Here is a 26328-nt window from a genome sequence, read left to right on the forward strand (position 1 = left end):
GATGCGATGCGGATCATCATCAGTGGTGCGGGCGTCGGCGGTCTCGCCACTGCCCAGGGCCTGCTCGCCGCGGGTCACGAGGTGGTCGTGCTGGAGCGCGGCGAACTGCAACAGGCCGGTCCGAGCGGCTATCGGTTGCGGCTCGACTCGCGCGCGATGACCGTGCTGGCGCGGCTGCTGCCGGCGTCGTTGTTCACCGCACTGCTCGCCTCGGGCAGTGGTCGGGCGGTCAACCAGCGCCTGACCTACCTCGACCAGCGACTGCGCCCGCTGGGCAGCACGCGCGAAGGCGACCGGGACGTGCTGACCATCGGCCGGGGGCCGTTGTTGCGACTACTCGCCCACGGGATCGCCGACCACGTCCGTGAACACCGGGAGACCCGCTCGTTCCAGATCACGCCCGACCACGTGTCGATCACCACCACCGACGGGCAGACCGAGACCGGCGATGTCGTGATCGTCGCCGAGGGAGCCCACTCCCCGCTGCGCCGCCAACTGCTGGGCGACACCGGTGGCCGCGTGCTCGACGCCGGCATGGTCAGCGGCCGTGTCCCCGGGCGCGCCGCCGACCTCGGGCTCACCGGCATCGCCGACGCGCTGCGCCACGGCTACGCGCTGGCCACCGGGCGCGGCGGGTTCGGCATGTTCCTCAGCGCCCACGACCCGGTCACCGGCCCCGCCGTCGACCCCACCGTCGCCGGCCCGATCCAGCCCGACCTGGAGGACCCTTACCTGATCTGGGCGCTACTCGGCCCGACCGGTCGCCTTCCCGGAACCGACGCCGGCCAGAGCGTCCTGCGCGCCGCCGTCGAGGACCTCACCCGAGCGTGGCACCCCGACATCGCGCACCTGCCGCGCCTGACCGATCCGGTATCGCTACGACGTGTCGCCCTCTACGCCGCGCCGCCGGTGCCGGCCTGGCCCACCACCGCGGTCACCCTGCTCGGCGACGCCGTCCACGTCGTCCCGCCGACCGGCGGTATCGGCGCGAGCACCGCGATCCGCGACGCCGGACACCTCGTCGACGCGCTCACCGGGATCGGTGATCGGCCGGCTCTGCTGAACGCGCTGCACCAGTACGAGCAGACCATGCGCGACTACGCCGACGACATCGTCACCGGCTCCATCGCCCCCTTGCGCTGGCAGCACCGTCTGCGCCACCCCCTGGTCTACACCGCGGTCACCGCGACCCGCGCCACGACGTTCGCACTCACTGGAAGGAGCCTCCCATTACCGTCCCGGAACTGACCCCGCTCAGCCCGAACGTGCACGCTTTCCAAGCCGGCCACGCCAACGCCTACCTGTGGCGACACGGCACGACCGCGACGCTGATCGACGCCGGCGAGGTCGGACACGACACCACCGTGCTCGACGTGCTGCGCCACCTCGGGCTCGACCTGACCCGCATCCTGATCACCCACTGGCATCACGACCACACCGGAGCCGCCGCCGCACTCGCCGACCGCACCGGCGCTCAGGTCTACGCCGGACGCGCCGACGCACCAGTCATCCGCGGCGAGCGGGACGGCGTTCCCCCGATGCTCACCGCCGCCGAGGAACCGCTCATGGCCAGCATCGCCGGAACCGTCGAACCGGCCCCCGCCTGCCAGGTCCACCGCGAGTTGCACGACGGCGACACCCTCGATGAACACGCCGTGATCATCGGCACGCCCGGCCACACCCCCGGCAGCATCGCCGTGCACCTCACCACCGAACGCGTACTGCTCACCGGAGACATCTCCGCCCATCAGAACGGGCAGGTCATCCTCGGCCCCTTCAACACCGACCGCGAGCAAGCCAAACGATCGCTGCGCCGGCTCACCACCATCGACGTCGATGCTGTCGGCTTCGGCCACGGCACTCCTGTCACCGAGAACGGCAAGGCCACGCTCACCACCTGGACCGACCCGCTGGGCTGATCACCAGCCGGCAAAGCTGGGCGGCTACGAGCAGTCCAGGGATTCCTGGTGAATTCCTGCGCCTGCGAGATCGAAGACGGTGAACGTACGTGCCGCTTCAGCGGTGATCGCACAAGTCCCGTGCCACGTGAGGACAACGCGGGTGCCACGCGACTGCCACGTCCACCGGACAAACTGAAGTTCGTCGCGCCATACGAGCCTCGACGTTTCCACGACGTGGATACAGAGGGCTGGCGTGCAACTCACAAAGTGGGTCGAACGGCGTGTCTTCACGATGGCTACTACCTACGCCGGACACGAGGATCTCCGTTCGATTCAACAAGGGAACATTGCCGATAGGGGACGAATCAGTATGTCACCATTGAAGAAGAAAGCCGCGAAGGCGGCATCGATCGCTTCGCTCACACTCTTCATGCTCACGGGAGCTGGCTCGGTCGCGCAGGCCACCCCGATTCACGGCGGGAGCGCGGTTACCGACGGTCCCGAGGTCCAGTCCTGCGACCCCGCCGACGGCGGCACCTGGTGCCATGGCACCTCGGGCGCATGGCCACCCGGCTGGCAAAATTGCTTCTCCAATTATATCAATAACGAATTCTGGCACAGCGCATCCGTAGCCATGGGAGGTGGCACAAACAAGAAGTATGCCGCACCAGGATACTGGGCAAACGCCAACGTTGTGGGCGGAATCGCTCTCGTGTGCAACTCCTTCTGGGACAACAGGGTCGATCCACCACCACCTAGTGGATCGTAGCAGCCAGAGCGCACGATGAGTCAGTATCGGACCCGACCATCGGGTCCGATACTGGCGCGCGCCTTTTGACATCAATTCCTCACGTCTATCAAGCCTTCGCGATCACCAACGAGCCGCAAACATGACAAAAGGAGCTTCGCAATGAATAGGCAGATGCGCCGCGCGCGAAGCAGGTCCTTCTTTCGCGTCGCGATCGCGGTGCCGCTCGTGTTGAAGGTCGCGTGCGGGGCGGCGCTGATTGTGTTGACTGTTGCCCTGTGGCGACAATTCGTCGACTTGGATCAACACCCGGAGCCGACATCACCCTGGGGGAACGCCCAGAACTACGCGGTTTTCCATCCACGCCTCATGGGGGACGACCGGCGAGAGTTCGAAACCGGCGGCGACGCCTCGACGGTCGCGGAGGCGCGCGACCTGTACCCCGTTCTCGACAAGGCGGGCGGGCTCTACGTCGACTCCGTCAACTATCAGGCTGGCGCCCCAAATGACCCGTCGTCGCCGTGGCCCGCGCGGCCGATCCGGGTGAACGGCAACTTTCTCCAGCAGTACCCGATCCTGGATGCGTCAGGAAAGAAGATCGCCGTCCCGGACGACGAAAAGGCATGGGTGGTCGCCGTGCCAGAGCGGTTCAAACCACGAGAAGCCCAGTTCAAAGAATATCTCCGGAGCATCCGAGCCAGCGCCTCGCTCGCAGAGGCGAGGGTCGTAGACGAGAAGGCGCTGCAGCGGTTCGCCGGCCAGGAGGTCCGGATCATTTGGACCGCTTCGGGGCAGGAGGTGTTCAGCTTCGACCCCAGAGTCAACCCCGATCGCGGGAACATGATCACCGATCCGGTCGTGGAGATCATGACGCCCGCGAACAGCCTTACGGTCGACCGGCTGAACTCGATCACCGGTGGTCTGGACGCCGGGCTCAAAATCCGCGTCGACGGCGACCCGGCGGCCGTGTCCGCCCAGTTCGCCCCGCTGCTGAGGCAACTCCGGCTCGACGACAATCTGCGGCACCTGGTGAACGTGCCCGCTCCCGCAGGTACGCAGGCCAGCGAGTCACGCGATCCCACGACACAGTCCGTCGCGCTCGCGGTCGGCGCGCTTCTCGTCATGGTCCTGCTGCAAGTGACGATCGTCGTCACCGGCTCTGATCGGCTGCGCAGCCAGCGCACCGCACGCAGGCTGCTCGGGTCTCACCGGGAGTTGCTCCTCGTGTCGGGTGCAACGTGGCTGGTGCAGACCCTCATCGCCGCAGTCGTCGTATGGCACGGAACACAGGCGACATTGATCCCCGGCGTCGAGGTGAGTCCGTATTCCCAAACGCCAAAACTGCTCGCGGTAGCCGTCATTTCCCTGGCGATCGAGGCTCTACTTTTGATTGTCACCGCACGCATCATGGAACGCCGGAACGCGGCGAAGCCATTGAAACAGCTGTAGCGGCTAATTCAGCGCATTCGCGTCAGGGTGCGGGTGAGTGCGTCGAGTGTGTACACATCGGGTGCGGGCTGTTGGACGATGTTCGCCTCGACCAGGGTGTCCAGCCATCGGAGCACGTCGTCGTGGCGCATGCCGGCCAGATGCATCGCCGCCTCGGACTCGATTTCCGACACGTCCGAGGCCGCCAGCAGCCGCAGCAGTCGTCGCGCCTCGCCCGGCAGAGCTTGGATCGACCAGGAGAACACCGTCGCCAGGTCCGTGCTCTCCTCGTGACTACGCAGCACGCCCGCCCGGTTCACCGGGTTCCCGAGCAACGCGGCGATCCGCTGCAGCGGCAGGTCCGGGTGCCGCGTGAGGTATTCGCCGAGAAGACGAAGGGCCAGCGGCAGCCCACCACAATGCTCGACGAGCTCGTCGACCGCGTTCTTTTCGGTACCGCACCGGTGTTCGCCGACGATGCGGGTCAGCAGCTCCGCCGAGTCCGCGCGGTCGAGTTGTCCGAGTCGCAGCCGGCTGGCCCCGTCCCGGGCGACGAGCCCACGCAGCTGGCTGCGGCTGGTGGTCAGCACAGCGTTGCCGGCCCCGGGCAGAAGCTGCCGCACCTGGTCGGAGGTCTTGGCGTTGTCCAGAATGATCAGCGCACCGCGGTGGGTCGTGACACTGCGGAACGCGGCAGCGAGCGTCGCGAGGTCGGCGGTCGGCGGCGTGGTCTCACCCAGGCCGTTCAGCAATCGCCGCAACGCGACAGTCGGCGCCAGCGGTTGACCACCGCTGTACCCCTGCAGATCGATGTAGATCTCCCCACCGGGAAATCGGTGGCGGTTGCGATGGGCCCAGTGCACGGCGAGCGCCGTCTTGCCGACGCCGGCGGGCCCGTCCACAACCGCGATGGGTGTGTCACCTCGGCCGTGATCCAGCATCCGGTCGAGAACACCGGCTTCCGCGGCGCGACCGGCGAAGGACTGCGGCACGGGCGGGAGCTGGTGTGGTGTCCGGTAATCGGGCTGCCGGGGAGCCGGAACGATCAAATCGGTCGCGGTGTCGCCGTTGAGGACCCGCTGATGCAGCGCGCGAAGGGTCGCGCCAGGCTCGGCTCCGAGTTCGTCGGCCAGCACCTCGCGGCAGTCCGCATACGTGGCGAGAGCCTCGGCCTGGCGCCCGCAACGGTGAAGGGCCGAGATGAGTTGCGTCCACAGGCCCTCGCGGAGCGGATATTCGGTGACCAGCCCACGCAACTCGGTGATCACGTCTTCCGGGCGGCGAGGCAACTCCAGCTCGAGAAACCGTCCGTATGAACGGAGATACTGTTCGCGAAGTGCCGGAAGAGCCTCGCGGTGCAGCGCGTCACAGTCCACATCAGACAGTGCCGGTCCACGCCACAGGGACAAGGCCTGGCGAAGCAACTCCGACTCGCCACCAGGCCGGTCAGAAGTCTGCGCATCACGCACCAACTCGGTGAACCGCACGACGTCGACATCGTCCGGGGCGAGATCGAGCTGATAGCCCCTGGCCACCGTCCTGATCACCGATGGGGCGTGGTCAACGTCGAGCAAGCGCCGTAGCCGCTTGACGTAGCCGCGGACCGTGGTCGGCGCCCCCGGCGGGGCGTCGGCCCCCCACAGGCGCCTGATGACCGTGTCCGTCGTAGCGGTCAGGTTCGGGCTGAGCGCGAGAATCGCGAGCAGCGATCGCTGCCGACCCGACGGAACATCGACCGGCCGGCCTTCGCGCTCCACTTCGAACCTGCCCAATAGACGGATCTCGACTGGTGTCACTGATCCCCCGACCTGTGATCGTCACCCGGAGCCGGCGCGGGCCTCGCCCTGATCGCGCCGCCACTAAGGACAGGCTACGCATGACTTAGACATATGTGCAAGACATATGTCTAAGTCGCTTGCTACGCTGCGCCCATGGGAAACCGGGAGGACCTGCTCGCGGGCGCGAAGCGCTGCCTACTGGAAAACGGGTACGCGCGTACCACCGCACGCGACATCGCGACGACCTCCGGTGTCAGCCTGGCCGCGATCGGCTACCACTTCGGCAGCAAGGAAGCGCTGCTCCACGCCGCGTTGACCGAGATCGTCGGCGCGGAGATCGGCGAGGAGATCACCGATGCGATCAAGCGCACCGACCGCCGCGACACCGCCATCCAGCGCTTCGAAACGATGTGGCGGCAACTCATCGAATCGTTCCCGAAACATCGCCCGCTGCTCGTCGCGAGCATGGAACGGCTCGCACAACTGGAACACGTACCGGCCGTGCGCGAGTCCCTGGCCGACGGCCAGCGGCGATCAATCGACACCATCGCGGAACTGTTCCGCGATACCCACCACCTCGACGACCAGGACGCCCACGCCGTCTCCGCCCTCTCCTACGCACTGCTCAACGGAATCATGTTCATGTGGCTCACCGACCCGGAAACCACACCGGACGCGCACACCCTGCGCCGTGCCCTGACAGCTCTCGCCGAAACACCGAGCGCCATACCGACGACCGAGCCCCCGAATGGGGATGTCAGTTGAACGGCGCGCTCATTCCGCGGCGCCACAGGATTGCCACGCCGGTGCCACACAGACCGATTAACGTCGCCCTCGATCTCGGATGAGATCCCGATGGCCCTCGCGCTGACGTCAGTCGACCCTGAGCAACCAGGAATTTTGAGGAACGAGTAATGGTGCGGATTCTCATCGTTGGCGCGGGTGTGGCCGGCCACGCCCTGGCCTACTGGCTCGGTCGCCATGGGTTCCAGCCCACTGTTGTGGAACGTGCGCCCGCGATACGCGAAGGCGGCTACAAACTCGATATCCGTGGTGCGGCGATGGAAGTCATCGACCGCATGGAACTGACGGACCAAATACGGAAACACAGCACCGGCATCCGTGGTGCGTCCTATGTCAACGGTGAAGGCACCCGGGTGGCGAGCCTGCCCGCCGACGTGTTCGGTGGCCGTGACGACACCGTGGATGTCGAGATCATGCGTGGAGAGTTGGTGCGGCTGCTTCACGAGAGCACCCAGGTCGATTACCTCTTCGGCGAGTCGGTCTCGGCGATCCGGCAACACGGCGACGCCGTGGAGGTGACCTTCGCCAGCGGCCGGGCTCGCACGTTCGACCTTGTGGTCGGCGCAGACGGGCTGCACTCCGCGGTGCGGGCGCTGGCCTTCGGAGCCGAAGACGAGTTTCTTCGGTACCTGGGCTATCACTGCGCGGTGTTCACCGCGCCCAACCACCTCGGCCTCGATCGCTGGGAGTTGCTGCACGCGGTGCCCGGCAAGGTCGTCAACGTGTACGGCACCCAGGACAGCGAGGACGTCAAGGCGGCGTTCTTCTTCTCCTCGCCACCTCTGAAATACGACCACCGCGACATCGCCCAGCAGCAGCGGCTGCTGCTGGATACCTACCGTGGTGTGGGATGGGAAGCGCCACGGTTGCTGTCGGCCATGCGTGACGCGCCGGACTTCTTCTTCGACTCGATCAGTCAGATCCGCATGCCGACCTGGTCCAGCGGCCGCGTCGCCCTGGTCGGCGACGCGGCATACTGCCCGTCACCCCTGTCCGGACAAGGCACGAGCCTCGCCCTGGTCGGTGCCTACATTCTGGCGGGCGAAATGGCTCGGGCTTCCGACCACCAGCAGGCGTTCGATCGCTATGCGACCGGCATGCGCCAATTCGTCCAGGACAACCAGCACATCGCCGAAAGCTCCGGCAACGGCTTCGTCCTCCCCACCCGACGCCAGATCTGGTTTCGCAACCAGGGCCTGCGGATGCTGCCCTACCTGCCCTGGCGGCGACTCGTCCTCCGCGCCGCGACCAAGGAAGTGGACCAGGCGGCCAGGGCCATCACACTCCCCGACTACGGCGCAGGACTCCGTCCACAACCCCACAGCGGGCGCCGGGACCACGTCCCAGACTAGCCAGGAAGACCGGAAATCGGGGCACCGTCGACTTCATCAAGTCCGCTTCTCACTGCTCGAACGCGTGCGCCGCGCCGGGTTCCGGCTTCAGCCGAGCCGGTCGAAGGCGGTCTCGATCGCGGTGAGCAGGTGGCGCGGGTCGTTGTTGGCGGTTGCGCGGCCCGCGAAGTAGCAGGCCATACCGATCTCGGACGATCGCCAAAACCACGCTGGAAGGTAACCCGGTAGGAACGTGGGGGTCCGGGGGGCTCGGCCCCCCGGAAATAATGGCGGGCGACCCGGTCTGCGCATTCCGCAGACACACGTCACCCGAGCCCGCGCGCCCGAAGGGATTCGAACCCCTAACCTTCTGATCCGTAGTCAGATGCTCTATCCGTTGAGCTACGGGCGCCTGTTCAGTTGTCGCCCGGCGAGCCGAGCGTTGCGCGGAGGCTCCGGGATTTGAACCCGGGATGGGCGTAAACCCAAACCGCATTAGCAGTGCGGCGCCATAGACCAGACTAGGCGAAGCCTCCCGGGGCCCCAGGCCGCTGGCAAGCAGCCTACACAGCCCCCGAACCGACAGGCAAAACACCCCTCCCTACACAGCCCGCGCCCTCGATATGGCGCTCACGACCACGCCTGTGACACGTCCGGCCCGCTAGGCTCGGACCCGGTCACAACCCAGCTAGGAAGGGCCACAGATGGACAAAGTCGTCCACAGCGCGGCCGACGCGGTCGCCGACATCCCGGACAACGTGTCGCTCAGTGTCGGCGGGTTCGGCCTGTGCGGCATCCCGAGCGTGTTGATCAAGGCGCTGCTCGACAAGGGGGTGACCGGGCTCGACGTCACCTCGAACAACTGCGGAGTCGACGACTGGGGCCTGGGCCTGCTCCTCCGCGAGAAGCGCATCGTCCGGATGACCAGCTCCTACGTCGGCGAGAACAAGGAGTTCGCGCGCCAGTACCTCTCCGGCGAGCTGGAGGTCGAGCTGACCCCGCAGGGCACGCTGGCCGAACGGCTGCGCGCCGGCGGCTCCGGCATCCCGGCGTTCTACACCCGCACGGGCGTCGGCACGCAGGTGGCCGACGGCGGCCTGCCGTGGCGCTACGACGACGCGGGCAATGTCACGGTCGCCTCTCCCAAGAAAGAGGTCCGCGACTTCGACGGGCTGGACTACGTGCTGGAGAAGGCCATCGTGTGCGACTTCGGCCTGGTCCGCGCCTGGAAGGGCGACCGGCACGGCAACCTGGTCTTCCACGAGTCCGCGCGCAACTTCAACCCGCTGTGCGCCATGGCCGGCAAGATCACGATCGCCGAGGTGGAGGAGCTGGTCGATCCGGGCGAGCTGGACGCGGACAACATCCACCTCCCGGGCATCTTCGTGCAGCGCGTGGTCCCGCTGACCCCGGACCAGGCCGACGAGAAGCGCATCGAACGCCGCACCGTCCGGCAGAAGCAGGAGGCGTGACCATGGCACTCACCCGCGAGCAGATGGCCGCCCGCGCCGCCGCCGAACTCTCCGACGGCTCCTACGTGAACCTGGGCATCGGCCTGCCCACCCTGGTCCCGAACTACGTGCCGGACGACGTGGAGATCGTCCTGCAGTCCGAGAACGGCATCCTCGGCGTCGGCGCCTACCCGTACGACGAGGACGTCGACCCGGACCTGATCAACGCCGGCAAGGAGACCGTGACCCTGCGCAAGGGCGCGTCCTTCTTCGACTCGGCCACCTCGTTCGGCATGATCCGCGGCGGCAAGGTGGACGCGGCGATCCTCGGCGCCATGCAGGTCTCCAGGGACGGCGACATCGCCAACTGGATGATCCCCGGCAAGATGGTCAAGGGCATGGGCGGCGCGATGGACCTGGTGCACGGCGCCAAGAAGGTCGTCGTACTCATGGAGCACACCGCCAAGGACGGCTCGTACAAGATCGTCAACGAGTGCTCGCTGCCGTACACCGGCCTGCGCGTGGTGCACCGGATCATCACCGATCTCGCGGTGATCGACGTCACGGCCGACGGGCTGGTGCTCACCGAGCTGGCGCCCGGCATCACCGTCGACGAGGTGCGCGAGCGGACCGAGCCGGAGCTGATCGTGGCGTCGGACCTGGGCGCGGTGACGACAGCGTAGACACCGGACGGTCGATCGCGGGTCCGGTCGTCCGGCCGGACCCGGATCTCCACCACCACATCGGGTTCGACCCGCGTGTAGTCGATCGGGATGCCCCGTTCGAGCGGGTCGAACTCGCGGGTGCCCGGCAGCGTCCTGGGCCACGGGTGCTCCGGCCCCGCGAGGGTGAGCCGCTCCTGGGCCTCGACTCCGAGAACCAGGGTGGTGCCCACCGGTCGCACTTGCTTGCCGCGTGACGGCTGCCTGCCCAGCACGATCTCGAACGGCTCGGCAAGCGATCCCTCGACGCCACCGACGACGGCAGTCGTCACGCGCTTGCCCGCGTCCCACTCCTTGCTCGAGCGCCGGGTGAAGCGCCAATACCTCCACTTGTCCAGCGGGCCGAACCGGACGCTGGTGCCGGTGAACCGAAGCAGGCCGACCATCATGCCGAAGATCTTCGACCCCTCCAGTGATCCCTCCCGATCCACCGTGCACCGGCAACCTTGAAGGAATCCTGCGGCGGTTACGAGCGCGCGTCGGCCAGCAATTCCTCGGCCATCGCGGTGAGGCGGGGCAGGTCCACGGGCGTCACGGTGATCCAGGAAGCGTTGCGCCGCAAGGTGTAGCGGCCTTCCGGGGTGTCCACCCAGGTGATCATCCCGGGGAGTCTGGCGACCGTGCCGTCCCGCCCGCCGCGGTTGTTCGCGCCGAGCTTGCCGACCGCCGTGCGGCCGGCCAGCGCCGTGCCGAGCGTGGCGATCTCCGGCTGCCGCAGCCCCGCGTCCGCGAGCACCTGCCGGAAACCGGACACGCCGTCGCGCCCGCCTTCCTGGCACGCCTCGGCGAAGTCGGCGGCGCTCACGTTGGCCGGACGTCCCGGCCCGGCCGGCAACGGGGCCAGCGAGTCGAGTAGCTGGGCGACGAGCCGGCCGGGTGTCACCGGTCCGATCCTGATCTCGTCGCCGACCCGGGCCGCCGCGGCCGCACCGCGCCGCCCGTCCGCGGCGATCGCGGCCAGCGGTTCGCCGGTCCCGTCGACACGCAGGTCCAGCGACACGTCGAACTCCGACAGCGTGCGCAGGAACCCGGCCAGATCACGGGCCGGCTGGTCGAGCGTGCCGAGATCGCGCTCGCGCAGCCGCCAGGACACCCAGCCGGCCAGCTCCTCGCGATCGCGTTCGGTCCGGCCGACGTGCGGCAGGTCGAGCACCAGCGGCGAGTCACCGTCCACTGTGGACCACAACGCGGACAGCTCGACGGCGTCCAACTGGATCCAACCCGAGTCGGGATCACGCACGCTTGTGATCCTCGCCGATCACCGGGGGCGCCACCGGAGGTGGCGGGCCGAACAGGTCCGCGTCCTCCGCGACGTAGGCCGACTTGTGCTCGATGTCGTCACCACCGCGACCACCACTCGCGCCGCCCATCGGCATGCCGCCCATGCCCTGCTGTCCCGCTCCACCGGGACGACCGGGCTGTCCGGCGGCGGCCGCGGCGGGACGAGCCGCTTCCGGCTCCGGCGCGGCCGCGCCGACGTGCGGGCCCGACGGCACTCCACCGGGCGCGGGGCGGCCGGGCTGTCCGGGCGCGGGCGAACCGCCGGGCACCGGCGAGCCTCCGCCGGACGGACCACGCGTGGGTCCCGGGCCGGGAAGCGGCGGCGGGACCGGACCGGGGTTCGGCGGTGGCGTCGGTTTCGGCTGCTCGGGCGGCTGCGGCTGTGGCCCGTACCGGTCGATCAGGCCGGGCTTGTGAAACTGCGGAACCGTGCCGTACACCTCGCGCGAGTTGCTCTGGAAGCGCTGCATCACCTCGGCGGCCTGCTTGTGCGCCTCACGCTGCTCGCGGCTCTGCGGGCCAGGGTCGACGATCAGCATGTCACCGGTGGCGATGCCGCCGTTCACCATCGCGCTGGACGGACTGGTACCGCCGGACGCGGCCTCCGTCGTCGCGGTCTGCGGCGGAATCGTTGGCGGGAAAGGAGAATCGCGGATCGGCTTAGGCATCGAGTTGCGCGCGTCCTGCGCGTTGTCCGCCTCGACGGTGACGCAGTTGGCCACGTCCTTGGCGCTCTCCCCGGTCCTGCCGCACCAATCGGCCAACGCGAAGAAGTGCTCCCGCGCGCGGTCGGCCGCCTGCCCGGACCACGCGTGGTGCAGGGTGCGCAGCACGTCGGTCAGGTCGTCGCCAATCTCCTCGAGTTCCGTGCCCAGCCTGGCCCACTCCGCGGCGACCGAGTTCGCGCCGGCGAGGTCGACCCCGCTGTTGACCATCCCGTACATCTCGTCGTGCGAGTAGGTCATCCAGTTGACCTTGTCGTTGAGCGAATCCGGGTCGGCCGGCGGCAGCGGCGGCCAGCACCGCGGCAGCTTCGGCAGGCATCCCCCGGGCAGGATCGAGTTCTCGCCGCTCATGCCGGCCCCCCGATGACCTCGACACCGATCCGGTTCGCGGCCTTCTCCAGCCGCTCCTTGGCCGCCTGGTCACGCGCGATGTAGTCGCCGGCGGCGGCCCGCACGGTGAGCTCCATGTCCTCGACGATCCGCTCGAACTCGGTCAGCACCGCGGCGACCGAGCCGTTGCCGACCGCGACCTGACGCAGTCGCTTGGCCATGATGTCGGCCACCCAGCTGTCGCCGAACCGCAGCGGCGCGTCCAGGTCACCGGAGTCGCGCAGGAGTTGCTTGGCCCGCACCTTGATCTTGGCGAGCGCCTTGAGCAGCGTGTCCGCCGCGACCGGGTCGAGGTGCAGGTCGCCGAGTACCGCGCTCTGCTTCGCGTCCGCCACACCACCGGCGACCGGCGCCAGCCCCGCGGCGGCACCAGGCGTGAACGCGGCCGTCGTCGGCTTGCTCCACTGTCCGTCTCCGTCAGGCATGTCCGCCCCCTCGCTACTCACGCGTGTGCTCCTACGACGCAGCGTAGGCGCGTTCGGTTCACACCGATCCGAGCATCGAGTGCAGCCGGGACGCCAGCCGCTCGGCGTCGGACGGGGAGAAGGTCAGCCACGGCTCCTGGCCGGCACTGCGGCTGGACTGGATCATGTAGCGCCCGTTGTCGGTGTCGAACCAGTTGAGCACCTCCGACCGGGTACGCCGGCCCATCTGGTCCACGGTGTTCACGGCGAACTGCCCGCCGCCGTGCCGCCGCGACTCGACCAGCGTGGTGATCGTGCGCATGTCCCGCCCGGTCACGCCGCCGGCGTTCAGCTCCGCCTCGAACTCGACGTACCCGTTGCGCTCGAAGGCGTCCACGGCGCGCGAGAACACCGACTTCGGCAGCGACACCGGCACACCCGGCCCCGGTTTGAGATCCGGCAGCAGGGCGACCACGGCGTGCACGATGCCGCTGCCCCGGATCGGGTCGAGCCGCAGCCCCTCGCCGGTGAGCACGGCGAGCACGCCGGAGTCGTCCCTCGACGCGGCCAGCGCGCGCACGTGGCCGCCGAGCGCGAGCTGCGCGTCGATGGTGAAACTGTTGCGCACCAACAGGATCAGCAGCTCTTCGAGGTCCGGATCGAGGTCGCGCCCGTCGTACAGGCGACGCCCGACAAGCCCGGTGAGCACCTGGTCGCGCAGCTCGGCGCGCTCCCCCATGGTGTGGCCGTGCGAGACGATCTCCAGCGGGTACGGCGCCTCGCCGAGGCCGAGGTGCTCCCACACGAAGTCGAGTTCGAGCGGCGACAGGCTCACCCCGGCGCGTACCGCCATGACAGCTCCTCCTCTGGTCACGGTCAGAATGCCCTACTGCGGCGGGAGGTTCTCGCCGATCACCGGCGGGGCGACCAGACCGCCTGGGCCGAACAGGTCGTCGGCCTCCATCAGGAAGTCCGGGCTGGAGTGCTCCTCGTCCTCGCCCTGACGGCCGCCGCGACCCATCGGCATCATCGGCGCGTGCATGCCGTTGCGGCCCGCGCCGCCACCGGCGAACCCGGGTGCCATGCCCGCGGCCCGCGTGCCGGCGTGCGGCTCGCCACCGGCCATGCCCAGCCGGGCGCCCGCGTTGCCGGCGCGACCGGATCCGCTGCCGTTGCCGGATCCATTGCCGCTACCGGACCCGCCTCGCCAGTCCGTCCCAAGTGGACCGAACGGCGCGGGATAGCCTGGCGCGCCTGGATTCGAGGGCCGCTGCGGGTCGATCGCTCCGGGCACCGACCGGCCGGGCAGCAGGTCCGACGACGACGGCGGGCCACCGAAGGACGGGGTCGTGGAGCCGTGGCCGGTATGCGGCACGCGCCCCGGGATCGGGACTCCAGGGCTTCCCGGGCCGCCCGGCGACGGCCGGGTGCCGGTCGAGCCGCCGGTGTCACCAGGTCGCGAGGCCTGGCCGCCGTTACCGCCGACCGCGGCGGACGACGTGGTGGGCGCGCCGCTGCCGGGCTGCCCCACCGGCGCGGGGTTGTTGAGCGCGGGCGCCGCGTTGTTGGGACCGCGCACGCCCGGCGGCATGGTGAACGTGGGCGTGGCACCGTCGACCGAGCGGGAGGTCTGCTCGTAGATCTCCATCACCTGCGCCGCCCTGCGGTGCGCCTCCTGCGCCGCGACGGCCTGCTGGCGCAGGTCCGTCGTGGAGACCTCCATTGTGGACGGTCCGGATCCGGTGAACCCGCAAATGGTCGTCTGCCGCGGATCTGCGACCGGCGGCGGCATCGTGTTCTTCGCGTTCGACACCGCTTCCGCTTGGCGCGCAACGCATTCACTCATCAGGTTGGCCGCCCGTCCGGCGCTGGTCCCCCAGACCGACAACGGTTTCATCGTGGCGTGCGCCGCGTCGGCGGCCTCGCCCTGCCAGACGTTGCCGATACCGTCGACGGCCTTGCCGAAGTCCTTGGCGATCTCGGTGAGGTCCTCGCCCAACGTCGACCAGCGGCCACCGACCGCGTCCACACTGGACGGTTCCGCGGCGCTGATCATGCGGTGCAGTTCCGGGTGCGAGTAGCCGAGCCAGTTCGGGCTGTCGGTGATCGCCTTGTCGCCGCTCATGCCTGGACCCCCGGACGGAATCGGATGGCGTTGCCGCCGTCGGTCGAGGTGTAGTTGCGCATCGCGGCGCGGACGTTGGACTCGACCGCCTCGAGCGCCTCCTCGTACTTGCCGAGCACGGTGAGGAAGGACAGATCGTCCTTGCCCGCGCGGCCGTGGAACTTCTTGGCCATCGCGGTGCTCACCGGGTCCGCGCCCAGCGGCGGCTTGTGGTCGATCGAGTCGCCCGACTGGCGCAACTCGGCCACCCTGGTGCGCGCGTCGCCGATCGCGGACAGCAACGAGCCGCCGCCGATCGGGTCGACCGCCACCTTGCCGGACGCCGTCAGCTCGCTCAGCTTGTTGATCATCTCGATCGACCTGCCGAGCTCGGCCTTGGAGTCGTTCATCGCGGTGCCAACGGCCGGCAACCGGTCACCGATTCCCAACGTCATACGTCCCCACCTCGCCTTTCGCGCTGCATCGACGCTGGGTAGATGCCCAGGTAGGCAGGGAGGTTCCAGGCGCGCGGGGTCTTTTGACGCTGATCGAAACGGCTCTACCGAAGGTGCGCGTCGAACCAGTTGAGCGCGCGCTGCCAGGCCTCCGACGCGGCCTCCGGATCGGTGTCGAAGCGGTGGTCGGCGTCGGCGAAACGCTGCAGCGTGGTGGCCACGCCCGAGGTGGCGGCCGCGTCGCGCAGCTTCTCCACCTCGTCCACACCGATCGCCTCGTCCCGGTCGCCGTACAGGCCCAGCCACGGGCAGCGCAGTTCCGGCGCGATGTCGACCAGCGAGGGCAGCCCGTCGGACAGCGGGTGCACGATGCCGGGGCCGGCGACGGTGACCGCGGCGCCGACCGACCGCCAGGCCGCGACGGCGAGCGCCACCGAGCCGCCGATGTCGAAGCCGATCACGCCCATGAGGTCCGACCGCACGTCCCGCGCGGCGAGCCAGCGGATCGCCAGGTCGGCGTCGGCGAGCACGGATTCGGCGGACAGCTTGCTCACGTGGTCGGCCGCGTCGTGGTGCTCGACCTCGTCGACGCCGGAGACGCCGTGGTAGAGGTGCGGCGCGACGGCCAGCCACCCCTCGGCGGCCAGCGCGCTCACCAGGATGCGCGCCGTGTCGGTCATGCCGCGGGCCTCGTGCAGGACGACCAGCCCGCCCCGAACCACCTGTTCCGGTTCGGCGAAGGTCAGCCGCAGCGCGCGGCCGTCGTCGAGCTGGAACGTCTCGGTGCGGGTCTCGGTCATGGGTAAAGCCAATCACGCCGGAGTGAACACCAGTCAACGTGAGAAACGAGACGTTGTCACCCGAGATGCGTCGACGTCCGGCCATGTCACCCGTTCGCCGGAACCGGCTAACGTCAGGGTGCGCGGGCGATGTTGCCCGCGTGACAACGTGGTGGAGGAGCGCACCGATGACCGTCCGGACCCGTGCTGATCTTGCCGACCTGCCCGGCTATGTGCCCGGGCGCACCATTCCCGGTGCGATCAAACTGGCGAGCAACGAGATGTCGCCCGGTCCGCTGCCCAGCGTGGTGAAGGCGATCGCGGAGGCGGCCTCGCGGATCAACCGCTACCCGGACTCGGGCGCCGGCGAGCTGGTCTCCCGGCTGAGCGGGCGGCTGGACGTGCCGGAGTCACGGTTGGCGATCGGCTGCGGCTCGGTGACCGTGTGCCAGCAGCTCGTGCAGGCCACCAGCGGCGCCGGCGACCAGGTGCTGTTCGGCTGGCGGTCCTTCGAGGCGTACCCGATCTTGGTGCAGGTCGCCGGCGCGGCACAGGTCCGGGTTCCGCTGACCGCCGGGCACGGCCTGGACCTGGACGCGATGCTGGCCGCGATCACGCCGGCCACCCGGCTGGTGTTCGTGTGCACGCCGAACAACCCGACCGGGACGGCGCTGCGGCGCGCGGAGCTGGAGCGGTTCATCGACGCGGTGCCGGACGACGTGGTCGTGGTGATCGACGAGGCGTACCGGGAGTTCGTGGACGACCCGGAGGTGCCGGACGGGATCGAGCTGGCCAAGGAGTACTGGGCGCGCGGCCGGGACAACGTGGCGGTGCTGCGCACGTTCTCCAAGGCCTACGGGCTCGCCGGGCTGCGGGTGGGCTACTGCGTGGCGAGCGAGGCGGTCACCGAGGCGGTGCGCAAGGTGTACGTGCCGTTCGGGGTGAACGCGCTGGCGCAGGTCGCCGCACTGGCGTCGCTGGACGCGGAGGACGAGTTGCTTGTGCGGTGCGCCGAGACCGTGGCCGAGCGCGGGCGGGTCCGCGACACGCTGCTGGATCAGGGCTACGAGGTGCCACCGACGCAGGCGAACTTCGTGTGGCTGCCGCTGGGTGAGGAGACCGACGCGTTCAACGAGCACTGTCTGGCGCAGAAGATCGTGGTGCGCGCGTTCAGCGGTGCCGGCGCGCGGGTGACGATCGGCCTGCCCGAGGAGAACGACGCGTTCCTCGCCGCGGCGGCCGGCTTCGCGGCTACCTAGAGATCACGCGGGTTGGGCGAATGCCTGCTGCGCGGCAGCCCCAACCCGCGCCACCTCTAAAGCAGCAACTGCAGGATCGCGACGACGCCGACCACGACGATCGCGCCGCGCAGCACGTGCGGCGGGAGCTTGCGGCCGATCTTCGCGCCGATGAGCCCGCCGATCGCGGCACCGACGGCCAGCGCGAGGACGGCGATCCAGGCCACCTCGGCGACGAAGATGAACACGATGCCGGCGACCAGGTTCACCACCGCGACGTAGACGTTCTTCACCGCGTTGACGCGCTGCAGGTTCTCGTCCATGAGGATGCCCATGATCGCGACCAGCAGGACCCCCTGCGACGCGCCGAAGTAGCCGCCGTACACGCCACACAGACCCGCGCTGATCAGCAGCGCGGGTCCGTCGCGCCGTGGCGCTTCTCCTTGTCTGGCACGGAGTTTCCTGGCGATCCACGGCTGGAGGATCACCAGGACGACGGCCAGCGCGATGAGGATCGGCACGATCGTCTCGAACGCCTCCGGCGGCAGCACGAGCAGCAGCAGCGCACCGGTCACGCCGCCGAGGACCGAGGAGAAACCGAGCCGCCACAGCCGCCGGCGCTGGCCCGCGAGTTCCTTGCGGTAGCCGATCGCGCCGGCCACCGAGCCGGGTACCAGGCCGAGGCTGTTGGACACGTTGGCCACCACGGGCGGGAGGCCGACGGCGAGCAGAACCGGGAAGCTGATCAGCGTTCCGGAGCCGACGGCCGCGTTGATCCCACCGGCGAACACGCCGGCGACCATCACAGCGACCGCTTCGAGCCCGGTCACACGATCACCATTGGCCGAGCGTAGGCAGGTGAAGGTCCCACAGCGACCCGATTGTGGTCGGTCAGACACTCACCGGTACGCCGAGACGAGCTGGTCCTCCGCGTCGGCGAGGTAGTCCTCGAGCAGGTTGTGCGCGCCAGGGCGGTCACCGTCGCGAAGGTGGTCCACGATCTCGCGATTGCGCGGCAGGTACGGCTCGTAGAAGCTGCGCGGATCGTCCATCCCGTGGAAGACCAGCCGCAGCTCGGCGAGCACCTGTCCCATCAGCTCGTCCACCCTCGGGCTGCCGAGAAGCGAGCCGATCGCCTTGTGGAACTTGATGTTCGCGGTGCCGACGTCCTGCCAGCGGCCCTGCTCGGCGGCGACCTCGCCGATCCGGACCTCGGCGTCGAGCCGGTCGATTCCGTCGCCGCGCGCTTCGAGGATGGCCGGGCACTCGATCAGACGGCGGATCTTGAACACGTCCACCACGTCGTGGACGTCCAGCAGGCGCACGAACACGCCGCGATTCAGCTTGTGCTCCAACAACTTCTCGTGCGCCAGCAGCCGGAACGCCTCGCGCAACGTGTTCCTGGAGACGTCGAGACCCTCCATGATCGCCTTCTCGGAGAGCTGGTCTCCCGGCAGCAGCTCGCCGAGCATGATCCGGTCCCGCAGCACGCCGGCCGCCCACTCCGGGGCGCTGCTGCGCTGCCGGCGGGTGCGTTCACGCGCGAGATCGGCGAGCCGTCCGACGACGTTCGACGCGGCCACCCACACCTCCTACTGTGGTCTCGTTCACACTATCGCCCATTTTGAGTATTGTCAGATCGTTGAACAATCCTCAAACTGACTCGTACGACATTAGTATCCGTGAACGGGGTGACACGATGAGCGCACCGTCCGAACCCGAGGTCACCGGCAGGCTGGCGTGGTTTCGGGAGCTTCCGGCCAGGGGAAAGCGTGCGTTCGTCGGCGCGTTCCTGGGCTACGGCCTCGACTCCTACGACTACTGGGTACTGCCGCTCGGCCTCGCGGCGATCACGTCCGCCTTCGGGCTGACCAAGGGCGAGGCGGGGCTGCTGGCGACGGCCACCCTGGTCGCCTCGGCGTTCGGCGGCGTGCTCGCCGGTGTGCTCGCCGACCGCATTGGCCGGGTTCGCACGCTCATGCTCACGGTGATCGCCTACGCGGTGTTCACCGCGCTGTGCGGCCTCGCCCCGAACTACGAGACGCTGCTGGTTTTCCGTGCGCTGCAAGGGATCGGCTTCGGCGGCGAGTGGGCGACCGGCGCGATCCTGGTGGCCGAGTACGCCTCGGCCAAGCATCGAGGGCGGTCCGTCGCGGTGATCCAGAGCGCCTGGGCGGTCGGCTGGGGCCTGGCGGTGATCACCTACACGCTGGTGTTCAGCCTCGTCGACGACGACATGGCCTGGCGGGTGCTCTTCTTCACCGGCGCGCTGCCCGCGCTGCTGGTGATCTACCTGCGGCGCGGCATCACCGACGCGCCGATCTACACCCGGCAGAAGGAGTCCGCGCGCGGCTCGCTCCGCGCGATCTTCCGCCGAGACTTGTTGCGCACCACCGTGTTCGCCTCGATTCTGGCCACCGGCTGTCAGGGCGGCTACTACACGCTGGCCACCTGGCTGCCCACTTTCCTGAAGGACCACCGCGGGCTGACGCTGATCAATACCGGGCCGTACTACCTGTTCCTGATCACCGGCGCGTTCGCCGGCTACCTGTGCGGCGGGTACTTCACGGATCGGTTGGGGCGCAAGAACACCTTCCGGTTGTTCGCCGTGCTCAGCGCCGCGCTCGTGCTGCTGTACACGCAACTGCCGAGCAGTATCGGTGACTCGATCATGTACCTCGGGTTCCCGCTCGGGTTCACCTCGTCGGCGATCTTCAGCGGGTTCGGCGCGTACCTGTCGGAGCTGTACCCGAGCCGGGCGCGCGGCGCCGGGCAGGGGTTCACCTACAACTTCGGGCGCGGTGTCGGCGCGTTCTTCCCCACGATCATCGGGTATCTCGCCGATCAGCACGGCGTCGGCGGCGCCATGGCCTTCGGCGCGCTCGCCTACGCGCTGGCGTTCTTCGCACTGTTCGGCCTGCCGGAGACCAGGAACACCGAACTGTCCTAAGTGGAGGGTCAACATGCTGGGGATCCCTTCGGAGGCGCGGCAAGCGTTTCGCGCCGGCACGGTGACACCGACGTCGGGTATCGCCGACGGCTACGCGCAGGCGAACCTGGTCGCGGTGCCGGCGGACTGGGCCTACGACATGCTGCTGTTCACGCAGCGCAACCCGAAGCCGTGCCCGGTGCTGGACGTGACCGACGCCGGCTCGCCGGTCACCGAGCTGGCTCCGGACGCCGACCTGCGTACCGACCTGCCGCGCTATCGCTTGTGGCACAACGGAAAGCTGATCGACGAGCCGACCGACGCGCGTGCGGTGTGGCGAGACGACCTGGTCGCGTTCCTGATCGGCTGCAGCTTCACGTTCGAGGGAGCGCTGCGCGAGGCGAAGGTGCCGCTGCGGCACCTCGATCAAGGGCGCAACGTGCCGATGTACCGCACCAACCGCCCGTGCCGGCCGGCGGGACGGCTCGCCGGACCGCTGGTGGTGTCGATGCGGCCGATCCCGGCCGACCTGGTCGCCGCGGCGGTTCAGGTGACCGCGCGGGTGCCGGCCGTGCACGGCGCGCCGGTGCACGTCGGATCGCCGGCGACGCTCGGGATCACCGACCTGGGCTCGCCCGACTACGGCGAACCAGTGGAGTTCACGGCCGGCGACGTCCCGGTGTTCTGGGCGTGCGGCGTCACCCCGCAGGCCGCGCTGGAGCGGTCGGCCGTTCCGTTCGCGATCACCCACTCGCCGGGGCACATGTTCGTCACCGACGTGCCCGAGGCGACCTACCGGCTCGGCTGACGAAGGAGAAAGCCATGCCAGCCACCACTTCCCCCGCGTTGGTGATCCTCGTCGGCTGCCTGGTGATCACCTACCTGCTCACCAGGACGAAGATGTTCGGCGTGCTCGCGCTGACCGGCTTCCTGCTCGGTTCGGCCGCCACCGCGTCGGCGTTCACCCTCTGGGGCTGACCCACATCACAGTCCAATCACGCCCCGTAACCGCGATCGTCGCTCCTCGGATACACGTCGCATGACGAGCGCAGGATCGGGCGGCGCGGCAACACCGAAGCGCCGAGGCACCATCGGGTGGGTCGTGGCAGCGGTGGTGCTCGCGGCGGCGGGCATCGGGTCGCTCATCGAGGAGGAGACTCCACCGGCGGCGGCACCGGACTCGATCGCGCCACCGGCGACCACGACGTCCGCCGAGCCACTCGTGGTCACCACGACACCCGCCCCGATCACGGTTTCGACTGTGCCCGCCCCACCGCCCGTACCCGAACTCCCCGCGCCACCACCCAGCACGAAGAAGCCCCCGGCGCCTCGACCGGCGCCGCCCGCACCCAGATCGGTAACCAAGCCAGTGGCTCCCCCGCCGGCAGCCGACTGCGACCCGTCCTACCCGACGATGTGCATCTCGCCGGCCTCACCCGACCTGGACTGCCCCGACATCCCGCAGCGCCGATTCAAGGTCCGGCCACCCGACCCGCACGGTTTCGACGCCGACCACGACGGCATCGGCTGCGAATCCACCTGATCACCGCACCGAACTCGATCTCGCCTCGCGCACGGAGCGGCCCCCACCCGAACCCGGGGGCGGCCCTTGAGCCCAGCCTATCGATTGTCAAGGGCCACAACGGGTTTGGTGATCAACTTGTGGATAACCCGGGGCTGTGGATAACCGGCGGCAGGAGAGTGTCAGTCGCGTGGGGCGAAGACGCAGAACTCGTTGCCCTCGGGATCGGCGAGGATGTCCCATTCGATCTCGTCGTCGCGCTTGCGCACGAGCGTGGCGCCGAGCGCGATCAGCTCCTCCGGATCACCGAACACATCGATGTGAATCCGGTCCTTCACGGTCTTGCGCTCCGGCACCGGCACCACCCAGAACAGCGGCCCCACGCCGTCGGCGTCGACGATCGGCACCGGCCACTCGTGCGGCCGCACCCACCCGTCCTCCTCCGGCTCCACCTCGTCCTTGCGCACGTATCCGGTCGCGCGGCACCACCAGTCGGCGAGCGCGTGATGATCGTTGGCGTCGAGCACCATGTCCTTGAATTTCGCTGGCATGGCGCCGACGATTCCAGATGATGCCACCATATGGCGCGCGAAATTACGTGCGCACGCGAACGATCCGCCCGGACGCCTCGGTCACGAACAGCTCGCGCGCCGGGTCCGCGTCTCCGAATCCGACCGGCACCCGCACGCTCGTCGGCGTGATCAGCCCCGAGACGAGCACGCACGTGCGCCCAGTCGCACGGTCCACCCGCAGCAGCTCACCGGAGACGAACGCGGTCACGTAGAGCGCGTCGCCGCGCGCCTCCAAATCGTCCAATCCCTTGGGCAGCACGGGAAGCGGGCTCAGGTCGGCCACCGTGGCGTGCGCGCCAGGGTCGGCAAGCGGCACCCGCGCCACCGGCGAGGACGGGTGCACCAGCACGGTCGCGTACAACTCCGAGCCGAGCACGGTCACGCCGTTCGTGCCGAACACGCCGGCCGCGTCGGTCCACGCCTGGTCGATCGACCCGTCCTGCCGCACCTTCAGCACCGACGGCGCGAACTCCCGACCGAAGTAGAAGTTGCCGGCACCGTCCACGGCCAGGCCGTTGATCCCGCCAGGCAGGGTCGCGAACACCGAGGCGGTCGGCCGGTCCAGCGTCGAGTCGAAGCGCATCAGCCCGGACGGCTTGCCGGTGAGCGCGTCGGCCGGCCCGATGCCGAAGTTCACGTACATCAGCCCGTCGACGCCGCGCCGAATCCCGCCCGGCGACGGCACCGGGATCGTCGCCACCAGCCGCCCGCTCGCGTCGTACCCCTCGACCTGGCTGTTGTTGATGTGCGACACCCACAGCCTGCCGCGCCCGTCGAACTCCAGGTTCTCCCGCCAGTCTGCCAACGGCAGGCCACCGGCCTTGAACACGTCGACCGACGGCGCCGGCCCGGCGCACCTCGGCTGGGTCAGCAGCGGCGTGGCCGCCGCCTGCGCCGGGGACAACCCAACGGCCGCGAGCACCGCCACAATCGCGAACATCAACGTACACAAAGGCATCGCCGCAGTCTGCCGGCACGCGAGCCGTATCGCAAGGCTCAGATCACGGCCCGAATTCCGGCGATCTTCTCGGCGACACCGCGTTCGTCGCCCTTTCCGACGTAGAACGGCAGATCCACGATCGGCAGAATCGTCCGGCGCAGCGCGATCTTTCGCCGCAGAAGATCGTCGTCCCCGTACACCGAAAGCGCGCCCTCCAGTACTTCTGGATCCGCCAGCCCGGCGAAGTCCTGCGACCTGTCGTAATAGCCGACGTCGCCGAAATCGATGATCCCGACCCTGTCGTCGTCGGCCAGCACGATGTTCCAATAGCCGAGATCGCCGTGGCAAAGCACTGCGTCGCAGCCCAGCCGGGCCAGCTCGGCCGGCACCTCGTCCTGCACGAAGTCCTTGAGCCGCACCAGTTCCGACGCGCCGAGGTGCTGCTGGATCACCGGCAGGCCGAGCGCGTACTTCTCGTGCAGGTTCTCGACCACCTCGCGCACGGCGAAGGTCGGCACGCCGGGTAGGTCGAATGTGTGCATCGTGCGGACGAATCCGCCGATCTGCCGTCCGATCGCTCTTTTCCGGTCCGCGTCCAATTCCTCCGAAAACCGATCGAACTGCCGCCCGACGATTCCCTCGTACCCGAGATGGGAATTGCCGTCCCCGACCCAACGAAGCCGAGGAACCAATACGTCGAACCGCACACCATCCAGCAGGCGCAGGATCGCGATCTCCCGCTCGTACTCCGCGCGATCCTCGTCGGTACGCGGGAACATGACCACGTACCGCCCGCCGTCGACCACGTACGCGCGGCTGGTCCAGCCGATCTCCTCCAGCCGAGGCACGCCACCCGTAAGCCGCTGGACCAGCTGTTTCTCGCGCTCGACGACCTCGGGATCCGAGTACTGCGGCGTCACTCAGCCGAGCTTACGGATCCGGTCCCGCGGTCCGGGCGCGACCGGAGCGGCGCCGAGGTGCGCGGTCAGCGCGTCCACGTCGAATCCCGGTGCGGTGACCCGGTTCGCGCCCTCCTTGAGCGAGGTGAACCCGTCGCCGCCGTTGGCCAGGAAGTCGTTCGAGGTGACCTTGTACACCGCGGCCGGATCCATCGGCGCGCCGTTCAGCGTCAGCTCGGAAACCCTGTCCCCCGCCGGTTTCGTGCTGTCGTAGGCGTAGGCGAACCCTGCCGAGATCTGCAGGATCTTGGTCGTGGTCTGGCCGGCATGCCCGGCGAACTGCTGCTCCAGCACGGCCTTGAGCTGCGCGCCGGTCAGGTCCTGGGTGACCACCAGGTTGTTGAACGGCTGCACGGTGAACGCCTCGCCGTAGGTGATGTCGCCGGCCGGCTCACCGCCGGGCGAGAACGCGTGCGACAGGTCGGCGCGGATGCCGCCCGGGTTCATCAGCGCGAGCTGCGCACCGGCGGAGGCGGTGTACTTGAGCTGCGCGTCCGCGATCACGTCACCGAGCGCGGTCTCCTTGGCCGGCGACTCGGCGCGCGTGATGTCCGCGGTGATCTTGCCGATGATCTTGTTCGCGATCGGCGCGACGGCCTTGCGGTACTTGTCCACGATGACCTTCGCGTCCGGGTCCACGAGCGCCGGATTGCGCAGGAAGTTGCCCTCCGGGTCCTTGGCCCAGGTGCCGTCCGGCAGCCGGATTCCGTTCTCCACCAACGTGTTCGCCGCCGAGATGGAGGCGAACGAGCGGGTGCGGCGGTCCAGCGTGAAGCCGACGTCGGTGACCAGCGTGCCGTTCGAACCGGCGCTGGTGACCACGGTGTTGGCGCCCGAGGAGTTCGGCAGCGCGCAGCTGTAGAAGCGGTGCGTGTGCCCGGACACGACCAGCCCGTACTCCGGCCGCAGGCCCTTCACGATGTCGGTGATCGGGCCGGCGAAGTTCGCGCACCCGGACGGGTCCTGCACCGGCGGCGGGGCCGACTGCGCGCCGCCCTCGTGCACCAGCAGCGCCATCGCCTTGATGCCGACCTTGCGGAACAGGTTGGCGTAGAAGTTCGCGGTCTTGACCTCGTCGAGGAACTCGACGTCCTTGATGCCGTTCGGGTTGACGATGTCCGGCGTGCCTTCGAGCGTCATGCCGACGAACGCGACCGGGACGCCGCGCACCAGCTTGATCTCGAACGGCCGCAGGACCGGCATCTTCGTCTTCTTGTCCACGACGTTGGCACTGAGGTACTTGAAGCTCGCGCCGTCGAAGCCGTCGCCGTCCTGGCAGCCGTCGGTCGGGTGACAGCCGCCGCGCTGCAGGCGCTTCAACTCGGTGACGCCCTCGTCGAACTCGTGGTTGCCAACCGAGGTCACGTCCACGCCGAGCTTGCCGAGCACCTCGATACTGGGCTCGTCGTGGAACGCGGCGCTGATCAGCGGGGTCCCGCCGACCATGTCCCCGGCGCCGGCGGTGATCACGTCCTCACCCTTGGCCGCACCGGCCGCGCGCAGCTTCTTGACCTGCGTGGCGAGGTACTCCGCGCCGCCGGCCGGGTTCCCGTTGACCAGTCCGCCGCTGCCGGTCGGCGGCTCGAGCGCGCCGTGGAAGTCGTTGAACGACAGCACTCGGCCCTTGGCGGCGTGCGCCTGCGGCAGGGCCGTGTCGTAGCTGACCGACACCGGGCTCAGCGGCGTCCACCGCTCGGCCGCGGCCGGCGGGGCGGCCGACGGCGTGGTCAGCGGGAGCACGGCGAGGAACGTGGCCGCGACGGCCGGCGCCACGGCCAGGCGAAGCAGCGACTTGGGGCGTGACACGAGTGTCCTCCGGTCGGCAGGGCTGTGAGGTCGGGTGCATCCTGCCTCGAAAACATGCGCA

The 26328-nt window shown here is 69.0% G+C and carries 27 protein-coding genes and 2 tRNA genes; 13 read left to right on the plus strand and 16 right to left on the minus strand.

Annotated elements, in window-relative coordinates; translation table 11 throughout:
* The first annotated feature begins 6 nt into the window (after positions 1 to 6).
* The 4 genes from EV193_RS04655 (at position 7) to EV193_RS04670 (ending at position 4098) form a co-directional block, all read left to right on the plus strand.
* Entirely contained in the window at positions 7 to 1248 is a 1242-nt protein-coding gene (locus EV193_RS04655) for an FAD-dependent oxidoreductase (protein ID WP_130342647.1), read from the plus strand.
* A 17-nt stretch (positions 1249 to 1265) separates the two neighbouring features.
* On the plus strand, positions 1266 to 1919 hold the full coding sequence (locus tag EV193_RS04660; RefSeq protein WP_207222484.1) for an MBL fold metallo-hydrolase: 654 nt from the start codon (positions 1266 to 1268) through the stop codon (positions 1917 to 1919).
* 361 nt (positions 1920 to 2280) lie between these two features.
* Positions 2281 to 2670, plus strand: coding sequence for a lactococcin 972 family bacteriocin (locus tag EV193_RS04665; protein WP_165401224.1), 390 nt, complete (start codon positions 2281 to 2283; stop codon positions 2668 to 2670).
* A gap of 141 nt (positions 2671 to 2811) precedes the next feature.
* The gene (locus EV193_RS04670) at positions 2812 to 4098 is read left to right on the plus strand and encodes a hypothetical protein (protein WP_130342650.1); all 1287 of its coding nucleotides are present in this window, start codon (positions 2812 to 2814) and stop codon (positions 4096 to 4098) included.
* Between the two features lie 8 nt (positions 4099 to 4106).
* Here EV193_RS04670 and EV193_RS04675 read toward each other — a convergent pair whose 3' ends face one another.
* Positions 4107 to 5834, minus strand: coding sequence for an AfsR/SARP family transcriptional regulator (locus tag EV193_RS04675; RefSeq protein WP_165401225.1), 1728 nt, complete (start codon positions 5832 to 5834; stop codon positions 4107 to 4109).
* A gap of 174 nt (positions 5835 to 6008) precedes the next feature.
* On the opposite strand from EV193_RS04675, the gene EV193_RS04680 reads away from it, so the two are divergent.
* Complete coding sequence (locus EV193_RS04680) at positions 6009 to 6620, plus strand: TetR/AcrR family transcriptional regulator (RefSeq protein ID WP_130342652.1); 612 nt, start codon at positions 6009 to 6011, stop codon at positions 6618 to 6620.
* A gap of 149 nt (positions 6621 to 6769) precedes the next feature.
* The gene (locus EV193_RS04685) at positions 6770 to 8011 is read left to right on the plus strand and encodes an FAD-dependent monooxygenase (protein WP_130342653.1); all 1242 of its coding nucleotides are present in this window, start codon (positions 6770 to 6772) and stop codon (positions 8009 to 8011) included.
* 318 nt (positions 8012 to 8329) lie between these two features.
* Here the strand turns inward: EV193_RS04685 and EV193_RS04690 are convergent.
* Positions 8330 to 8402 (minus strand) — tRNA-Arg (locus EV193_RS04690).
* A 35-nt stretch (positions 8403 to 8437) separates the two neighbouring features.
* Positions 8438 to 8526 (minus strand) — tRNA-Ser (locus tag EV193_RS04695).
* Positions 8527 to 8694: 168 nt separating this feature from the next.
* Between EV193_RS04695 and EV193_RS04700 the strand changes: the two genes are divergently transcribed.
* Positions 8695 to 9462, plus strand: a complete 768-nt coding sequence (locus EV193_RS04700; protein WP_130342654.1) for a CoA transferase subunit A — start codon at positions 8695 to 8697, stop codon at positions 9460 to 9462.
* Between the two features lie 2 nt (positions 9463 to 9464).
* Entirely contained in the window at positions 9465 to 10124 is a 660-nt protein-coding gene (locus tag EV193_RS04705) for a CoA transferase subunit B (protein ID WP_130342917.1), read from the plus strand.
* Positions 10125 to 10629: 505 nt separating this feature from the next.
* On the opposite strand, the gene EV193_RS04710 is transcribed toward EV193_RS04705, so the two are convergent.
* The 7 genes from EV193_RS04710 to EV193_RS04740 all read right to left on the minus strand — a co-directional run bounded on the left by EV193_RS04710 (position 10630) and on the right by EV193_RS04740 (position 16322).
* Complete coding sequence (locus tag EV193_RS04710) at positions 10630 to 11403, minus strand: ESX secretion-associated protein EspG (protein ID WP_165401226.1); 774 nt, start codon at positions 11401 to 11403, stop codon at positions 10630 to 10632.
* Positions 11396 to 12520 carry a WXG100 family type VII secretion target gene (locus EV193_RS04715; protein ID WP_130342656.1) on the minus strand — a complete coding sequence of 375 codons (1125 nt, stop codon included), beginning with the start codon at positions 12518 to 12520 and terminating at the stop codon, positions 11396 to 11398. The genes EV193_RS04710 and EV193_RS04715 overlap by 8 nt, the downstream gene beginning before the upstream one ends.
* Positions 12517 to 12984 (minus strand): hypothetical protein, encoded by a 468-nt coding sequence (locus EV193_RS04720; RefSeq protein WP_130342657.1) that lies wholly within the window; start codon positions 12982 to 12984, stop codon positions 12517 to 12519. Before EV193_RS04720 ends, EV193_RS04715 begins: the two co-directional genes overlap by 4 nt.
* A gap of 58 nt (positions 12985 to 13042) precedes the next feature.
* A complete protein-coding gene (locus EV193_RS04725; protein ID WP_130342658.1) occupies positions 13043 to 13816 on the minus strand; it encodes an ESX secretion-associated protein EspG in 774 nt (257 codons plus the stop codon).
* 33 nt (positions 13817 to 13849) lie between these two features.
* Complete coding sequence (locus EV193_RS04730) at positions 13850 to 15088, minus strand: PPE domain-containing protein (RefSeq protein ID WP_130342659.1); 1239 nt, start codon at positions 15086 to 15088, stop codon at positions 13850 to 13852.
* Complete coding sequence (locus EV193_RS04735; RefSeq protein ID WP_130342660.1) at positions 15085 to 15522, minus strand: hypothetical protein; 438 nt, start codon at positions 15520 to 15522, stop codon at positions 15085 to 15087. Before EV193_RS04735 ends, EV193_RS04730 begins: the two co-directional genes overlap by 4 nt.
* Positions 15523 to 15626: 104 nt before the next feature.
* Positions 15627 to 16322 carry a dienelactone hydrolase family protein gene (locus EV193_RS04740; RefSeq protein ID WP_130342661.1) on the minus strand — a complete coding sequence of 232 codons (696 nt, stop codon included), beginning with the start codon at positions 16320 to 16322 and terminating at the stop codon, positions 15627 to 15629.
* 167 nt (positions 16323 to 16489) lie between these two features.
* Here EV193_RS04740 and EV193_RS04745 point away from each other — a divergent pair, with 167 nt between their 5' ends.
* Positions 16490 to 17560, plus strand: a complete 1071-nt coding sequence (locus tag EV193_RS04745; RefSeq protein ID WP_130342662.1) for a pyridoxal phosphate-dependent aminotransferase — start codon at positions 16490 to 16492, stop codon at positions 17558 to 17560.
* A 56-nt stretch (positions 17561 to 17616) separates the two neighbouring features.
* Here EV193_RS04745 and EV193_RS04750 read toward each other — a convergent pair whose 3' ends face one another.
* Together EV193_RS04750 and EV193_RS04755 are read right to left on the minus strand one after the other, a co-directional pair.
* Positions 17617 to 18369 carry a sulfite exporter TauE/SafE family protein gene (locus EV193_RS04750; protein ID WP_130342663.1) on the minus strand — a complete coding sequence of 251 codons (753 nt, stop codon included), beginning with the start codon at positions 18367 to 18369 and terminating at the stop codon, positions 17617 to 17619.
* 69 nt (positions 18370 to 18438) lie between these two features.
* A complete protein-coding gene (locus EV193_RS04755) occupies positions 18439 to 19122 on the minus strand; it encodes a GntR family transcriptional regulator (protein ID WP_242613135.1) in 684 nt (227 codons plus the stop codon).
* Between the two features lie 116 nt (positions 19123 to 19238).
* On the opposite strand from EV193_RS04755, the gene EV193_RS04760 reads away from it, so the two are divergent.
* From EV193_RS04760 to EV193_RS34380, 4 genes are all read left to right on the plus strand, one after another.
* Positions 19239 to 20489, plus strand: a complete 1251-nt coding sequence (locus EV193_RS04760) for an MFS transporter (protein ID WP_130342665.1) — start codon at positions 19239 to 19241, stop codon at positions 20487 to 20489.
* 13 nt (positions 20490 to 20502) lie between these two features.
* Positions 20503 to 21276, plus strand: coding sequence for a putative hydro-lyase (locus EV193_RS04765; RefSeq protein WP_130342666.1), 774 nt, complete (start codon positions 20503 to 20505; stop codon positions 21274 to 21276).
* Between the two features lie 14 nt (positions 21277 to 21290).
* A complete protein-coding gene (locus EV193_RS33130; protein WP_165401227.1) occupies positions 21291 to 21446 on the plus strand; it encodes a hypothetical protein in 156 nt (51 codons plus the stop codon).
* 61 nt (positions 21447 to 21507) lie between these two features.
* A complete protein-coding gene (locus EV193_RS34380) occupies positions 21508 to 22011 on the plus strand; it encodes a hypothetical protein (protein WP_207222485.1) in 504 nt (167 codons plus the stop codon).
* Positions 22012 to 22172: 161 nt separating this feature from the next.
* Here the strand turns inward: EV193_RS34380 and EV193_RS04775 are convergent, their stop codons facing one another.
* Genes EV193_RS04775 through EV193_RS04790 form a run of 4 tightly spaced genes read right to left on the minus strand, consistent with a single transcriptional unit; the run spans position 22173 to position 26267 of the window.
* Positions 22173 to 22541 carry a VOC family protein gene (locus tag EV193_RS04775; protein WP_130342667.1) on the minus strand — a complete coding sequence of 123 codons (369 nt, stop codon included), beginning with the start codon at positions 22539 to 22541 and terminating at the stop codon, positions 22173 to 22175.
* Positions 22542 to 22584: 43 nt separating this feature from the next.
* Positions 22585 to 23502 (minus strand): SMP-30/gluconolactonase/LRE family protein, encoded by a 918-nt coding sequence (locus EV193_RS04780; protein ID WP_130342668.1) that lies wholly within the window; start codon positions 23500 to 23502, stop codon positions 22585 to 22587.
* A gap of 56 nt (positions 23503 to 23558) precedes the next feature.
* The gene (locus EV193_RS04785; RefSeq protein ID WP_130342669.1) at positions 23559 to 24422 is read right to left on the minus strand and encodes an aminoglycoside phosphotransferase family protein; all 864 of its coding nucleotides are present in this window, start codon (positions 24420 to 24422) and stop codon (positions 23559 to 23561) included.
* Positions 24423 to 26267, minus strand: a complete 1845-nt coding sequence (locus EV193_RS04790; RefSeq protein WP_130342670.1) for a bifunctional metallophosphatase/5'-nucleotidase — start codon at positions 26265 to 26267, stop codon at positions 24423 to 24425. It lies immediately after the preceding gene.
* Positions 26268 to 26328 lie beyond the last annotated feature (61 nt).

The sequence above is a fragment of the Herbihabitans rhizosphaerae genome (genome assembly GCF_004216555.1).
GTDB classification, from domain to species: Bacteria; Actinomycetota; Actinomycetes; order Mycobacteriales; family Pseudonocardiaceae; genus Herbihabitans; species Herbihabitans rhizosphaerae.